Below are 14015 nucleotides of genomic sequence, written 5' to 3'. Positions count from 1 at the left end.
CGCACTGCGGGCCTGGAACACGGCCCGCTTCCATTTCCAGAGCCGACGATGAGCAACCCCGCTGCACCCGCTGCACCTGCGACGAACTTCCTGCGCCAGCGCATCGAGAACGACCTCGAGACCGGCGCGTTCGCGGGCCGCCACTTCGCCGGCACGCCCGGCGACGCCGCCCACCACAATACCGGCCCGCTGGACGAGGCGCGCATCCGCACCCGCTTCCCGCCCGAGCCCAACGGCTAYCTGCACATCGGCCACGCCAAGKCSATCTGCCTGAACTTCGGCCTCGCACGCGASTACGGCGGCGYSTGCCACCTGCGCTTCGACGACACCAACCCCGAGAAGGAGGAGCTGGAGTACGTCAACGCCATCAAGGAGATGGTGCAGTGGCTGGGCTGGTCCTGGGGCGACAACCTGTTCGAGGCCAGCAGCTATTTCGACTTCATGTACGCCGCCGCCGAGGCGCTGGTCAACGCCGGCCATGCCTATGTGGACGAGCAGAGCGCCGAGGACATGCGCGCCAACCGCGGCGACTTCGGTCGCCCGGGCGTCAACAGCCCCTTCCGCGACCGCACGCCGGCAGAAAACCTGGCCCGCTTGCGCGAAATGCGCGATGGTCAGCATGCCGACGGCGCCATGGTGCTGCGAGCGACGATCGACATGGCCTCGCCCAACATCAACCTGCGCGACCCGACGCTGTACCGCATCAAGCATGCGGAACACCACGCGACGGGAAACAAGTGGTGCATCTACCCGATGTACACCTTCGCCCACCCCATCGAGGACGCACTGGAGCGCATCACCCACAGCATCTGCACGCTGGAGTTCGAAGACCAGCGCCCCTTCTACGACTGGCTGCTGGAGCACCTGGCCGACCTCGGCATGCTGGCCCGCCCGCTGCCGCAGCAGATCGAGTTCGGCCGCCTGAACCTGAACTACGTCGTCACCAGCAAGCGCAAGCTGCGCCAGCTGGTGGAAGAAAAGCACGTCAGCGGCTGGGACGACCCGCGCATGCCGACGCTGGTGGGCCTGCGCCGCCGCGGCTTCACGCCGGCGAGCGTGCGCGCCATGGTCGAGGCCACTGGTGCCAGCAAGCAGAACGCCTGGATCGACGACACCGTGCTCGACCAGGCCCTGCGCGCCGACCTGGAGCCGCAGGCACCCCGCGCGTTTGCCGTGCTGCAGCCGCTCAAGCTCAAGCTGACGAACTACGCCGAAGTCTTCGGTTCCAACGATCACCGCGAGCCCTGCGAGACCGCCGCCCACCCGCACAAGCCGGAGCTGGGTCAGCGCAAGTTCTCGCTCGGCCCCGAACTGTGGATCGAGGCCGAGGACTTTGTCGAAGTGCCGCCCAAGGGCTATTTCCGTCTGTTCCCCGGCAACAAGGTGCGCCTGAAGGCCGGCTACATCATCGAATGCACCGGCGCCGAGAAGGACGCCGCGGGCAACATCACCGCGGCGCTGGCGGCGGTCATTCCCGACACCAAGAGCGGCACGCCGGGCGCGGATGCCGTCAAGGTCAAAGGCACGATTGGCTGGGTTGGGGCACACGAGGCCGTCGCGGCTGAAGTGCGTCTGTACGAGCGCCTGTTTGCAGAGCCCCAGCCCGATGCTGGTGGCCGCGACTTCATCGAGTTCCTGAACCCCAATTCGCTGCGCGTCGTGCAGGCTTTCGTCGAACCTTCACTGGCCGGTGCCGCCGCCGACCAACGTTGGCAGTTCGAGCGCCACGGCTACTTCGTCACGGACCGCGTCGACCACAGCGCCGACAAACCTGTTTTCAACAAGATCACCGGGCTGAAGGACAGCTTCTCCAAATAGCCCTCAGTCGCGCGCGCCCCCGCAACGCAGCACGATGGGCACGGCGTATTCGCGGCCGACGACGGCGCGGGCGAACAGATAGTTCTGCCGCGCCCGGTCGCTCAGGGAATCCAGCCGCACGCCACCCTGCGCATCACAGGGAAAGGCCAGTCCGCGGCCGGCCTGGAACAGGGATTCGAAACGCAACTCGTAGTTGTCGCTCATCAGGGGCATGGGGCGTGAGTTCATGGGGCACCTCGTCTTGCTTGCAGACTAGGCGCCGCATGGGGCCCTTGCGCGTGAAAAGGTCGCAGCTGAACTTGCTGCCCCCCGCACTTGACTGCCCGGGCGCCAAGATGTCACGCCCGTAGCATGTCCTAACGCAGCGGCCCGCGCAGCACGTCGATCTGGAAGGGCCGGTCGTTCATCTCGATGAGGGCCGGGCTGGGCACGTTCAGCGTCATCAACCGGCGCTGAGGCAGGTTGAGCAGCGCCAGCGAGGGCTGCAGGTGCTGGCGCAGCAGAGCCTGCAGCGAGCCGTCCGCATAAGCCTGGCGCAGGCCGCGCGCAATGCGCTCGATGGCTTGCTGGTTGCCGGGATGGGTATAGATGTATTGCGGCAGGTCGTAGGACAGCAGCAGGCTGTCGTCCAGCGCCAGACCCTTGAGGCCGGTGTGGGCCTGCACTTCCTGGCCGACCTCGAGCACGCTGCGGCAGAACAGGTCGGCCCGGCCGATGGCCACCATCTGGAACAGCGCCTCGTAGCCGTTGGCCTCGGCGACCGTGAAGCCGTTGGCACGCAGGATGTCGGCATCGGCCCAGCCGCGGCCCTGCACGTGGCGCAGCCGCGCCACCGCGCTCAAGGTATCGGCCTCGCGCACGACGGCGCGTTGGGGCCTGTGCACGAAGCAGACGCGGTAGCGATTCACGCCCAGATGAATGGGAAAGAGCACCGGCACCAGGCCCGCGGCCCGGCCGGCGTCCGGCCCGGTGACGACGAGGAAGTTCGGTGCGGCCTGCTGGGCGGCTTCCAGCAGCGCGCGCCGCTTGTTCATGGGCGCTGACAGCTGCAGGCGGTAAGCGCCGTCGATCGCGCGCGTCTTGTCCAGCGCCAACTGCACCGCATCGCGGATGTAGGCGTTGCGCAGGTCGGCCTCGCTGTCAGGCGCACGCAGCGTCAGCGTCAGTTCCTGCGCATGGGCCACTCCGGCTGCCACCACGAGCAGCGCTGGCAGGCCCTTCAACAGGCGGCGTCTGAGCAGGTCGAGGATGCTGGACACGGGCCGAATGTAGCTCTGCCAGCCAGGCCCGGGAATGGTGGCCACCCCTGAACGGGCACGTTATGGCGCAACTGGAGATCGTGACTTCCTCCACGCATTTCCACCCTCAGCGCCGCGCCCTTGCAATTGCTCACAATCCGCCGGCAACGGCCTCCCTAGCATCGCGTTCGGCTCTCTTTCGGGGGCCCTCGAACCCCATGCCGGCCGCCACAACCAATCCGCCCCAACAACCTGCCCAGCCGCGGCTGCTGAGTGGCGCGGGCGGCCGCTCGGGCACCACCACGGCGACCGAGGCGACGTCCTTCGCCGCCACGATTCCCTTCAACCGGCCCCAACCGACAACCACGCGTGCGGCGGCGGCACCCGCGCCTGCCAGCGGCGCGCTGCCGCGCTGGGCCAAGGGCGTTGTCATCGGCGGCGTGCTGCTGGCCGTGGCCATGCCGGCCTCGGTGCTGATGTCGCGCTCCATGCTCGTGCAGGAAGCACTGACCGAGCAGAGCAGCTCCAAGGCGGCGATGGTCTGCACCGGCGGTGAAGGGAAAGCGGTCGACGACTCCAGCCTGCTGGGCTGGCTGTTCGGCGGCTCCTACTTCAGCTGCGGCGACTGGGAGACGCGCGAGGCCCGCGTGCAGCGCGATCGTGATCGCGACCAGGCCAACTACATGGCCCGCGAACGGGCCAAGCAGGGGCTGAATTAGAGGGCCTGTTAGCGCCACGGCAATGGGCCGCGTTGTGGCCAGAAAGGCCGCAGGCACGACAGCAGACCGTAAGCTGGGCTCATGCCCAGCGAGGATCTGCAACACAGCATGCGGTCTTTCTGGCCGCAACCCTTCGGGAAGGCCCGCCGCAAGGGGCCACTCGTTGTTGCAGCCCTGGCCCGCACGCGAGTGCGGGCAGCGCGCTGCGTCTAGATTGGCCCCTTGCGGCGGGCCTTCGCGACCCATTGCCGTGGCGCTAACAGGCCCTATTCCAGGTCGGCCATCCGGCGGACCTTGACCTTGCGCCCCTTGAGCTTGCCCAGCGACAGCCGGCGCACCGCCTCCTTGGCAATGCCGCGCTCCACGGCCACATAGCTGTGGAAGTCGGTCACGTTGATCTTGCCGATCTGTGTGCCGGCAAAGCCGGCCTCGCCGGTCAGCGCACCCAGGATGTCGCCAGGGCGGATCTTTTCCTTGCGGCCGCCCAGGATCTGCAGCGTGTCCATGGCCGGCAGCAGCGGGCCGCCGGGGGCGTCCTTGAGGCCGTCCAGCGGCTCCCACTTGAACTCCTGGCCCTGCAGCTGCTCGATGCGGCCGATGCGGCCCATCTCGTCCAGGCTGGCCAGGCTCAGCGCCAGGCCTTCCGCGCCCGCGCGGCCGGTGCGGCCGATGCGGTGCACATGCTGTTCGACGTCGGCGCTGATGTCGACATTGATGACGCAGGCCAGGTTGGCGATGTCCAGGCCGCGCGCGGCCACGTCGGTGGCCACCAGCACCGAGGCGCTGCGGTTGGCGAACTGGATCAGCACCTGGTCGCGATCGCGCTGCTCCAGGTCGCCGTGCAGAGCCAGCGCGATGAAGCCTTGCGCCGCGAGCACCGCTTCCAGATCGCGGCATTGCTGCTTGGTGTTGCAGAAGGCGATCGTCGATTCGGGCCGGAAGGCGCGCAGCAGGCGCGGCACGGCGTCCAGGCGCTCGCCCTCCCCCACCTCGAAGGCGATCTGGCGGATGGTCGACGCCGCGGCACTCGTTGAACCCGCGACCTTGACCGTCTGCGGCTCACGCATGAACTTGGCGGCGATCTCGGTCACGCCTTCGGGGAAGGTGGCCGAGAACAGCAGCGTCTGCCGGTTGGCGGGCGCTCGCTTGGCAATCGCCTTGATGTCGTCGAGGAAGCCCATGTCCAGCATGCGGTCGGCCTCATCCAGCACCAGCGTGTTCAGCGCCGACAGGTCCAGCGTGTCGCGCTCCAGGTGGTCGATCAGGCGCCCCGGCGTGCCGACGACGATGTGGGCGCCGAAGGACAGGCTCTCGATCTGCGGCTTCATGGGGTTGCCGCCGCACAGGCTCAGCACCTTGATGTTGTCGGCCGCGCGGGCCAGGCGGCGGATCTCCTGCGTGACCTGGTCGGCCAGCTCGCGCGTCGGGCACAGCACCAGCGCCTGCACGCGCGGCAGGTCGGCTTTGAGCCGGTGCAGCAGCGCGATGGCGAAGGCGGCCGTCTTGCCCGAACCGGTCTGCGCTTCGCCGATGACGTCCTTGCCAGCCAGGGCCAGCGGCAGGCTGCCCGCCTGGATGGGCGTCATCTGCGCATAGCCGAGCTGGCCGAGGTTGGCCAGCATGGCGGGGCTGAGAGGCAGGCGGTCGAAAGCGGTATCGGTCATACCGCGATTGTCGTTGGGGCTCAACCGCCGGCTCGTTTGACCGTCCAGCCCTCGGGCCGCGCCTTCAGCCAGGCCAGCACCTTGTCGAGGTGGTCGCCCTGGATCTCGACGACGCCGTCCTTGACCGTGCCGCCGCTGCCGCACAGGGCCTTGAGCTGCTTGGCCAGCGCGGTCAGGGCCGCGTCATCCAGCGGCAGGCCCTTGATGACGGTCACGCCCTTGCCCTTGCGCCCCGCCGTCTCGCGGCTGACGCGCACGATGCCGTCGCCCGCCGGGCGGACCTTGGCCTTGCAGACGCATTGAGCGATGGGTTGCCCGCAACCGGGGCAGACCCGGCCGACGTCGGTCGAGTAGACGAGGCTCATGGCGCTGGCTTCAGATGCCGCTCGAAAAAGGCATCCATCGTGCGGTAGAGATGCAGCCGCGCTGCGCGGCCGGCGATGCCGTGGGCCTTGCCGGGGTAGATCTGCAGGTCGAAGGTCTTGCCGGCTGTCTGCAGGGCCTCGACGAGGCGCAGCGTGTGCTCGAACAGCACGTTGTCGTCGGCCGTGCCATGCACCAGCAGCAGCGGTTTGCTCAGCAGCGCTGCGCGAGCGGGCAGATTGGCGCTGGCGTACGTCGCCGCTTTACCCCCCTCCGGCATGCCGAGATAGCGCTCGGTGTAGGCCGTGTCGTAGAGCGTCCAGTCGGTCACCGGCGCAACGGCGACGGCGGCCGCGAACGGCGTGTCGGCATCCAGCATCGCGCGCGCACCGAGGAAGCCGCCATAGCTCCAGCCGAAGAAGCCGATGCGCGCCGGGTCCACGCTGTTCACGCGCGCAGGCAGCTGACGCACGGCGGCAAAGAGGTCGGCCACCTCATGCTGGCCGAAGCTGCGGAAATGGGCGCGCGTGAAGGCGCGGTCACGGTGCTCCATGCCACGCACGTCGAGCATCAGCACGCCATAGCCGCGCTGCTGCCAGTAGGCGATCAATGGCATGTCGCGGCCCCAGCCCCAGTTCACCGTCGCGGAGCCCGGGCCGCCATAGGCCAGCACGATGGCGGGATGCTTGCCCTGGCCGGGACGGCTGGCGGGCGCGAAGAAAAAGGCGTTCAACGGCGTGCCGCCATCGGCCGCCGTCAGGTCCAGCGCCAGCGGGACGTTGGCGAAGGCCTCCAGCGCCGGGTCGGGCGCGTCACCGGCCAGGGCGGTGGCACTGTCGCGGCCCAGGCTGCGCAGTTCCAGCCGCGGTGGCTGGCCCCAGGCCGAGCGGGTGACGAGCAGGCGGGCGCAGGCTCTGTCGGCCTTGGCATCGCGCCACTGGCGTTCAGCCATGCCTGACAAGGCTTGGGCCTTGCCCCCGGCCAGCGGCTGCAGATAGAGCTCCCTGGTCTTGCCGCGGTCGCCGGCGGCAGCGAAGACGACACCTCGCTCGCCCACGCACACCGCATGCGCCACCGCTTCGGCCTGCTGCGTCAGCGGCGTGCGCTGCCCGGTCGCACGGTTGACCAGCAGCAGCTGGCGGCGGCCCGTTGCCTCGCTGGACCAGAGCAGGCCGCGCGGCGTCTCAATGAGATCGTCATGGACTTCGACCCAGGCCGCATCGGTCTCGACGGTGATGTCGTGCGCCGCGGCATTGGCCTTGAACTCGGTCAGCGTCAGCCGCGTCTGGTCGCGGTTGAACCATTGCAGCCAAGGCGTGCCGTCGGCAAACCAGCCGGCGCGGGAGATGTACTCGGCGCCGGTCGGCAGCTGCAGCGCATGCGCTTCAGCGGTGGCAACGCCGATGACAAAGGCGGAGACCTGGGCATTCGCTTCACCGGCAGCCGGATAGCGTTGCTCCGTCATCTCGGTGCGGTCCGCAAAGATCTGCGCCCGCGTCTTCAAGCCCACGCGCTGTTCGTCGACGCGCAGCGCCAGCAGCTGACGCCCATCGGGGCTCCACCAGAAGCCGCGATGCCGGCCCAGTTCCTCCCCGGCAATGAACTCGGCCAGGCCCCAGGTCACACGGGGATTCATGCGCGCACCGAACAGCGGGCGCGGTTGGGCGCCGGCCTGAAGGGGCAGCACCATCAGCTCGCCGCCCTGCACATAGGCCAGGGTCTTGCCGTCGGGGGCGCAGCGCGGGTCCTGCTTGGGCGCGTCGGGCGTGTTCGTCAGGCGCTGAGCCTCAGGGCCCCCGGCGCTCAACTTGACCAGATAGAGGTCACCCGACAGCGGAAAGAGCAACGCACTGTCGTCGCTGCCGCACCACTGGTAGCCGGTGATGCCGCGCTGGCTGATGCGCTGGCGCTCCAGCGCCATCTTCTCGGCCTCGCTGAGCTGCTGCGTGGCGCCGCCGAGCAGGTCGGCAGCCGCGACGAGCTTGCGCGGCTCGCCGCCGGCCGCGGGCTGGGCCCACAGCTCCAGCACCTCGCTGTCGGCCGCCGAGGGGCGCAGGAAGCTGACCCATTGGCCGGCGGGCGAGATCTCGGCCTGGCGCGGCAGGCGGCCGGCCAGCGGCGGGTCAGCGGTGAGGCGTTCGAGGGTGAGTGTCTGGGCCGAGGCAGCGCTTGTGACGCAGGCCGCGGCCAGCAGGGTCATGAGGATCTTCATCACGACATGCTAGCCGCGCCTCGGTCCAGGGCTCAGGCAGGCACGGCCGCGGTCGCCAGCTCGAAGCCCTCGTCCAACCAGCCGGTGATGCCGCCGGCCATGATCTTCACCGGCCGGCCCAGCCGCGCCAGGCGCAGCGCGCCGCGGGCTGCGCCGTTGCAGTGCGGGCCGGCGCAGTAGGTCACGAAGAGGGTGTCCTTGGGCCAGGCAGCCAGCTTGCTCTCGACGAGCTTGCCGTGCGGAAAGTGGATGGCGCCGGGCACATGGCCGCGGGCGTAGAGCTCGGCCGAGCGCACGTCCAGCAGCACGAAATCGGCGCCCTGGGCCAGCGCGTCATGCACGTCCCAACAGTCGGCCTCGAAGGTGAACTCAGCGGCGAAGTGCGCCTCGGCTTGCGCGGACGGGGCGGCGGGAATGGCGGTCACTTGAGAAGGCATGGTGGGCTCCGTTGAACAGGTGCCGCCATGGTCGCAACAGCCGGCCAGGGCCACAATTGGCGCCCATGACCCGTATCGACAAGATCACGCCAAACACCACGGGGCCGCTCGTCGTCGCGCCGGTCTACGACGGCCTGTGCACCTTCGAGTTCGCCATTGCCGCCGAGGTCTTTGGCCTGGCGCGGCCGGAGATGGGCCCGGGCTGGTATCGCTTCGCCAGTGCCGCCGTCGAGCCCGGGCCGCTGCGCGCCCACGGCGGCCTGACGGTCAGCAGCGACGGCGGCATCGAGCTGCTGGACCAGGCCGACCTCATCGTCATGGCCGGCTGGAAAGGCGCCGACGTGCCGGTGCCCGAGGCGCTGGCCAAGCGGCTGCGCAAAGCCTGGCAGCGCGGCGCGCGGCTGGCATCGATCTGTTCGGGCGCCTTCGTGCTGGCCGCCACCGGCTTGCTGAACGGCCGCCGCGCGGCCACGCACTGGCGCTATGCCGACAAGCTGCGCGAGCGCCACCCCGCCATCGACGTCGATGCCGGCGTGCTCTATGCCGAGGAGGACCGCGTCTTCACGTCGGCCGGCAGCGCGGCGGGCATCGACCTGATGCTGCACCTCGTGCGCAGCGACTTCGGCGTGGAAGCCGCCAACAGCGTCGCACGCCGGCTTGTGATGCCCGCCCACCGTGGCGGCGGGCAGGCGCAGTTCATCGAGCGGCCGGTGCCGCGCGACCGCACGAACCGGCTGTCCGGCCTGATGGGCCAGGTGCGGGCCGACCTGCGCGCGCCATGGACGCTGGAGCGCATGGCCGCGGCCGGCGCCATGAGCCCGCGCACGCTGCTGCGCCGCTTCACCGAGGCCACCGGCCAATCCCCCGGCGACTGGCTGATTGCCGAGCGCGTCGCCGAGGCCCAACGGCTGCTTGAGGCCAGCAGCCTGCCGGTCGAAAGCGTCGCGGCCGAGGCTGGCTTTGGCAGCGTGCAGGCGCTGCGCCATCACTTCCAGGCACGGCTGGGGTTGGCGCCGCGGGCCTATCGGAGCAGTTTTGGGGTGATGGGGTAGTCCGGTCCGCCTGCAAGCCGGCGTGCGCGGGGGACCGCTTGCCTCGCGCTGAGGAGGCGAATGATTGCGGTTGCATGTCAAACCGCGGAGAAGTGGTGTTCAGGAACAATGCCCACGCGCTCTGCGCAGTGGGTCACTGCTAAACCGAACAAGAAGGCTGTCCTCGATGGAAACGGTTCGAGTCAACATTGCTTACAGACCGCTGCGCATCTGCTGGGCGATCAAGGCCGGCGACAAGGCCGGCTTCCGAAAGGCTGTACGACATTCCCACGCGTTGTGGGGCGGTCGATTCAATCCGATTGTTGTTGTCGACCGTGAATCTGAGGCAAAGCGGCTAGTCGAATGCTTTCGGGCTGACATGATCATTCCGGTCGGTGATTCGGATGAAGTCAAGGCGTTTGTGGCGAAGTTTCCCCACCTGATCAACCCGTTCTTCCATGACGGCATCTTCATTGGGAAGGGCGAGGGCGAAGCCCGCGCTCAGGTCCTCGACATCCAGAACGCATTCGTCTATCTGCGAGAACGGCCTGAGTGGAAGGAACTCAGGGAGCGGGGCGTCCGCCTCTACACGTGGAACCAAGCGGACCCACTCGCTGACCTGTTCTTGATGCAACTCGGGGCGTATCCGTCGGTCGATGACACCTCGATCGATTACCGTCAAATCCTGAAGATCGCCACCGACGCGAGCGAATTTGATATTGAACCGGACAAGGAGCTGCCGCCGGATATCTTGGATCACCCCAGCGTCTCCTACTTCGCGCGATACGGACTCGAGAGGCACTACAGCATTCGATCGGGTTGGGACTACCCTGGCTTCTACTTCGGCGACGCATCGAATCTGGACGACCTTGTCGCGTTCTGGAACCTGCGGGCTTGTGACGTGGCCTTGTGGTTTGTCGACGCCCAACATGTTGAGAGATACGGGGCCTTCATCCCTGCTTGGCGCAAGGCGGTGGAAGAGACGCTTTCCTATCGAAAAGACAAATTCCCTGAGCACGTAGCAATCTGGTCGCGACGTGAAAGTCCACTTGATGCGGACGGCGTGGAGGCGCGGAAGACCACCTTCGGCGATGGACCTCACAGCATTTGCGGCGTTGGCGAGTTCTCGTGGAACGGCCTCAATCTTCTTCCTCCGATGATGCATTTCAGTGATGTTGCGTCGCTCGGTGTTCTGGTCACGGAATCAGGCAAACCAAGCCTCTCCTTTGGTCTGAGTGACAAGCCGTTTGCGGCAGACACATGGTTCCACTCGCAGCACTTGGTCGCCTCGCTGTCGTTCATCGGAGGTCTCTATGGGAACAAGGACTACACGCTTGATCCGCCCTACATCCCTGAGCTGAACGAGTTCTACGCGCGCACTATGCACTTTCAGTACAACAAGCTTCGGATCGAATCCGAGCGTGTTGGCCTTGTGATTGCCGCAACGGACACGGATGCATCCCTGCACGCGCTGCCCGTGGCTGACCTTTTCAAGCAAGTCTTTGACCTCGCAGGCTTTGCGTCGAAGGTAAGTTCTGGCTGTCCCTTCACTCCGCAGGAGATTGACCTAGCCAAGTCGCTCAATGAGAAGTATCGACGGCGGGCCATTCTCCTTACGGACCGCGAGTTGGAGCCGTATCACCTCTACGATCGCACCAGCAAGCTGTTCGAGGTTGCTAGGTATGGAGGTAGCGCAGAGGATCTCGCGCTCGCCACTGAGTCGATCTTCTTCAACCCGCAGCCGGTGTAGTCGATTGCGTGCGTTAGGCGGGTCTACAACGCCCCATCGGGGCCGGAGTCGTCCGAGCTGAAGGTGGCTTCGTCGCGCTCAAGCGTCCTCAAAGCAGACGCTGGTGAGCAGCCGCAAATGGCAGACAACGGACAGCGCGCCCGGCCGCAATGAGGCCAGCTACCCCTGCAAAGCGCCCCCTGCAACGCCAAAGCGAGCCCCGCCCCCTACCGCCGCAACACCAACCCCTCCACCGCCTCATCCCCCAGCGCCCTCCCCTCCGCCTCCAGCGCCGCGGTGATGTCCCTGCCCAGCAAGGCCCGACCGGCGTCCAGCGCGCCGTCCAACGCGCGCAGCTCCAGCGGGTCCAGCGCCGTGTCGTTGGCCGTCCAGCGGCTGCGCACATGGCCGGCGAGGCGGCAGGCGGCTTCGATGCGGCCTTGGGCCACCAGCAGCGGCAGGATGCCGAGCCAGGCCACCGTCGTGCCGAAGCGCCGCTGTGCGGCCAGGGAGCGCGGCAGCAGGGCCTGGGCCTCGTCCAGCCGGCCCAGGCCGACGAGCGCCTCGACGAGGGCGTTCAACACCCAGGGCAGGCTGCCGTTGCTGCCGCTGCCGTCGGCGTCCAGCGCGTCGAGCAGGGCGCGGGTGCGCGTGGCGCCTTCCTCGAAGYGGCCCAGGCGCACCAGCGTCAGGCAGATGTTGTTCTCGGCCACCTGCACGCGCTGTGACTGCCCGAGTTCGCGGGCGGCGAGCTGCTCGCGCTCCATGCAGGCGAGCAGTTCGGCGGTGTCGCCGCGCAGGCGGGCCGCCACAGCCAGCGCGCCGTTCAGGCGCAGCCGCGTCGCGGCCGAGTCGTCGCTCGCGGCCAGCTCGCGCAGCAGCGTGCAGGCTTGCTCCAACTCAGGCTCGTCCTCGGTGAAGGCGCGCACCCAGTGGGCCGCGGCGATGAGCAGTTCGGCGGGGTTGCCCAGCGGCCGCCAGAGGTCGACGGCCTTGCGCGAGACCGGCACGGCGCGCGGGTCGGCGCGGATGAGCAGCAGGTAGCCGAGCATGGACCACCACAGCGCCTGCACCTGCGGTGGCACCGCCTCGCCGCGCGCCTCCATGGCGGGCAGCAGCGACAGCAGCCACTGCGTCACCTCGTGGCGCCAGACGGTGAACACCATGACCCGCGCGGCGCGGGCGCCGATCTGCGCGGCGGTGCCGAGGTCGTGCTCGCGGGCCCACAGGAAGGCCTCGCGGACGTTCTGCATGTCAGCCAGCCACAGTGCCGCGTCGTCGCTGGGCGCGATCAGCGCGAGCACGGCCGCGGCATGCCGGCGGCGCGCGGAATGGCCGTCGGCGTCGCCGAGCCGGGCCAGCGCATGGGCGCGCATCGTCTCCAGCAGGCGGTAGCGTGGCGGGTCTTCACTGGCGACGCTGACGAGCGAGCGCTCTACGAGCGTGGCCAAGCCGTCGACGACGTCCCAGCGGCTGGTGTGCTCGTCGCTGCTGAGCGTGACGGCCAGGTCCAGCGTGAAGCCGCCGGCGAACACACCCAACGCGCGATAGAGGCGCTGCTCGGCCGGCTCCAGCAGGCCGTGGCTCCAGTCCAGCGCGTCGAGCAGGGTGCGGTGGCGGGCCGATGAATCGCGCCGGCCGCGGGACAGCAGCGCGAAGCGCTCGGCCAGCGCGTCGTGCACGGCCTGCAGGCCCATCAGCGGCACGCGCGCGGCGGCCAGCTCCAGCGCCAGCGGCAGGYCGTCGAGCTGCCGGCACAGCGCGGCCAGCACCGGCAATGATCTGGCAGACACGTCGAAGCGCGCGTCCACCGCCCGGATGCGGGCCACCAGCAGCGCTAGTGCACCCTCACGGGGGTCGGGGCCGTCGACGCCCTCGGCCACGGGCAGCGGCTCCAGGCGCAGCAGCCGTTCGCCGGCTACGCCCAGCGGCAACTGGCTGGTGACCAGCAGGCGCAGCCGGGGCAGCGCGGTCAGGTGCGCGGCCCACTCGGCGCAGGCCGCGGCGAGGTGCTCGGCGTTGTCCAGCACCAGCAGCAGGTCGTCGTCGGCCGGGATGAGGTTGAGCAGCTGGGGCAGCGCCTCGCCCGGGCTCAGCTGGCCGCCGAAGGCACGGGCGACGCCGTCGGGCAGTTGTGCGGGCAGCGTCAGYGGCGCCAGGTCGACCCAAGCACTGCGGCCCGTCCAGCGCGCCAGCGCCTCGCGCACCAGACTGCTTTTACCCACGCCGGGGCTGCCGACGACGCTCACGCAGCCGGGCGCGGCCAGCGCCTGGCGCAGGCGGGCCAGGTCGGCGTCACGGCCGAACAGCGTGGTCGTGGCGGGCGCGGGCGGCGGCGCATCAGCGGCCTGTGCGTCGTCGTGCAGCGCGGCCGTGAACCGGTAGCCGCGCCCGGGCGCGGTGGCGATGGCGTCCTCGCCCAGCAGGCGGCGCAGCGCGTTGACCTGCACGCGCAGGTTGCCCTCTTCCACCACCAGGCCGGGCCAGACGCGCTCGATCAGCTCGGCCTTGGTGAACAGCTCGGCGGGCCGGCCGGCCAGCGTGAGCAGCAGGTCCAGCGCGCGGCCGCCCAGGGCCGAGGGCTCGCCGTCCACCAGCAGCCGGTACTCCGCCGGGCGCAGCTCGAAGCGGCCGCCCGGGCCGAAGCGCAGCGGCTGGGTCGGCGGGCGGGCAGGTTCGGTGGCAGGCAAGGCGGCTCCGGTGATTGCGCCGGGCACTGTAAAGCCGCCGGTTTAACAACGTTGAACAACCATCGAACGGCACCTGCCGCGAGCATTCGTCCCACAGCAACACGCCACCCAGGA

Annotated in this window: 11 protein-coding genes; 4 read left to right on the top strand and 7 right to left on the bottom strand. The window is 68.9% G+C overall.

The window, feature by feature from the left end; genetic code table 11:
- Window positions 1-48: 48 nt before the first annotated feature.
- Window positions 49-1818 (top strand): glutamine--tRNA ligase/YqeY domain fusion protein, encoded by a 1770-nt coding sequence (locus ACXJKJ_RS15855; RefSeq protein ID WP_457390915.1) that lies wholly within the window; start codon window positions 49-51, stop codon window positions 1816-1818.
- Between the two features lie 3 nt (window positions 1819-1821).
- Here the strand turns inward: ACXJKJ_RS15855 and ACXJKJ_RS15850 are convergent, their stop codons facing one another.
- The gene (locus tag ACXJKJ_RS15850) at window positions 1822-2046 is read right to left on the bottom strand and encodes a hypothetical protein (RefSeq protein WP_056199021.1); all 225 of its coding nucleotides are present in this window, start codon (window positions 2044-2046) and stop codon (window positions 1822-1824) included.
- Between the two features lie 128 nt (window positions 2047-2174).
- Window positions 2175-3077, bottom strand: coding sequence for a hypothetical protein (locus tag ACXJKJ_RS15845; protein WP_457390914.1), 903 nt, complete (start codon window positions 3075-3077; stop codon window positions 2175-2177).
- 197 nt (window positions 3078-3274) lie between these two features.
- Between ACXJKJ_RS15845 and ACXJKJ_RS15840 the strand changes: the two genes are divergently transcribed.
- On the top strand, window positions 3275-3775 hold the full coding sequence (locus tag ACXJKJ_RS15840; protein ID WP_457390912.1) for a hypothetical protein: 501 nt from the start codon (window positions 3275-3277) through the stop codon (window positions 3773-3775).
- A gap of 266 nt (window positions 3776-4041) precedes the next feature.
- Here the strand turns inward: ACXJKJ_RS15840 and dbpA are convergent, their stop codons facing one another.
- The 4 genes from dbpA to ACXJKJ_RS15820 are packed head-to-tail and all read right to left on the bottom strand — an operon-like array spanning window position 4042 to window position 8451.
- On the bottom strand, window positions 4042-5439 hold the full coding sequence (dbpA, locus tag ACXJKJ_RS15835) for an ATP-dependent RNA helicase DbpA (protein WP_457390910.1): 1398 nt from the start codon (window positions 5437-5439) through the stop codon (window positions 4042-4044).
- A 20-nt stretch (window positions 5440-5459) separates the two neighbouring features.
- Window positions 5460-5804 carry a translation initiation factor Sui1 gene (locus ACXJKJ_RS15830; RefSeq protein ID WP_457390908.1) on the bottom strand — a complete coding sequence of 115 codons (345 nt, stop codon included), beginning with the start codon at window positions 5802-5804 and terminating at the stop codon, window positions 5460-5462.
- Window positions 5801-8014, bottom strand: a complete 2214-nt coding sequence (locus ACXJKJ_RS15825) for an alpha/beta fold hydrolase (RefSeq protein WP_457390907.1) — start codon at window positions 8012-8014, stop codon at window positions 5801-5803. The genes ACXJKJ_RS15830 and ACXJKJ_RS15825 overlap by 4 nt, the downstream gene beginning before the upstream one ends.
- 32 nt (window positions 8015-8046) lie before the next feature.
- Window positions 8047-8451 (bottom strand): rhodanese-like domain-containing protein, encoded by a 405-nt coding sequence (locus tag ACXJKJ_RS15820; protein WP_457324541.1) that lies wholly within the window; start codon window positions 8449-8451, stop codon window positions 8047-8049.
- Window positions 8452-8516: 65 nt separating this feature from the next.
- Between ACXJKJ_RS15820 and ftrA the strand changes: the two genes are divergently transcribed.
- Window positions 8517-9503: a transcriptional regulator FtrA gene (gene ftrA / locus ACXJKJ_RS15815; RefSeq protein ID WP_457390905.1), complete on the top strand. Its 987-nt coding sequence runs from the start codon at window positions 8517-8519 to the stop codon at window positions 9501-9503.
- Window positions 9504-9669: 166 nt separating this feature from the next.
- The gene (locus tag ACXJKJ_RS15810; protein ID WP_457390904.1) at window positions 9670-11232 is read left to right on the top strand and encodes a hypothetical protein; all 1563 of its coding nucleotides are present in this window, start codon (window positions 9670-9672) and stop codon (window positions 11230-11232) included.
- 206 nt (window positions 11233-11438) lie between these two features.
- On the opposite strand, the gene ACXJKJ_RS15805 is transcribed toward ACXJKJ_RS15810, so the two are convergent.
- Window positions 11439-13901: an ATP-binding protein gene (locus ACXJKJ_RS15805; protein ID WP_457390902.1), complete on the bottom strand. Its 2463-nt coding sequence runs from the start codon at window positions 13899-13901 to the stop codon at window positions 11439-11441.
- Window positions 13902-14015: the final 114 nt, after the last annotated feature.

This window comes from Roseateles sp. P5_E1 (genome assembly GCF_054049335.1).
Note: the sequence above shows the minus strand (reverse complement) of the source record. Positions and strands in the feature narration are given on the sequence as shown.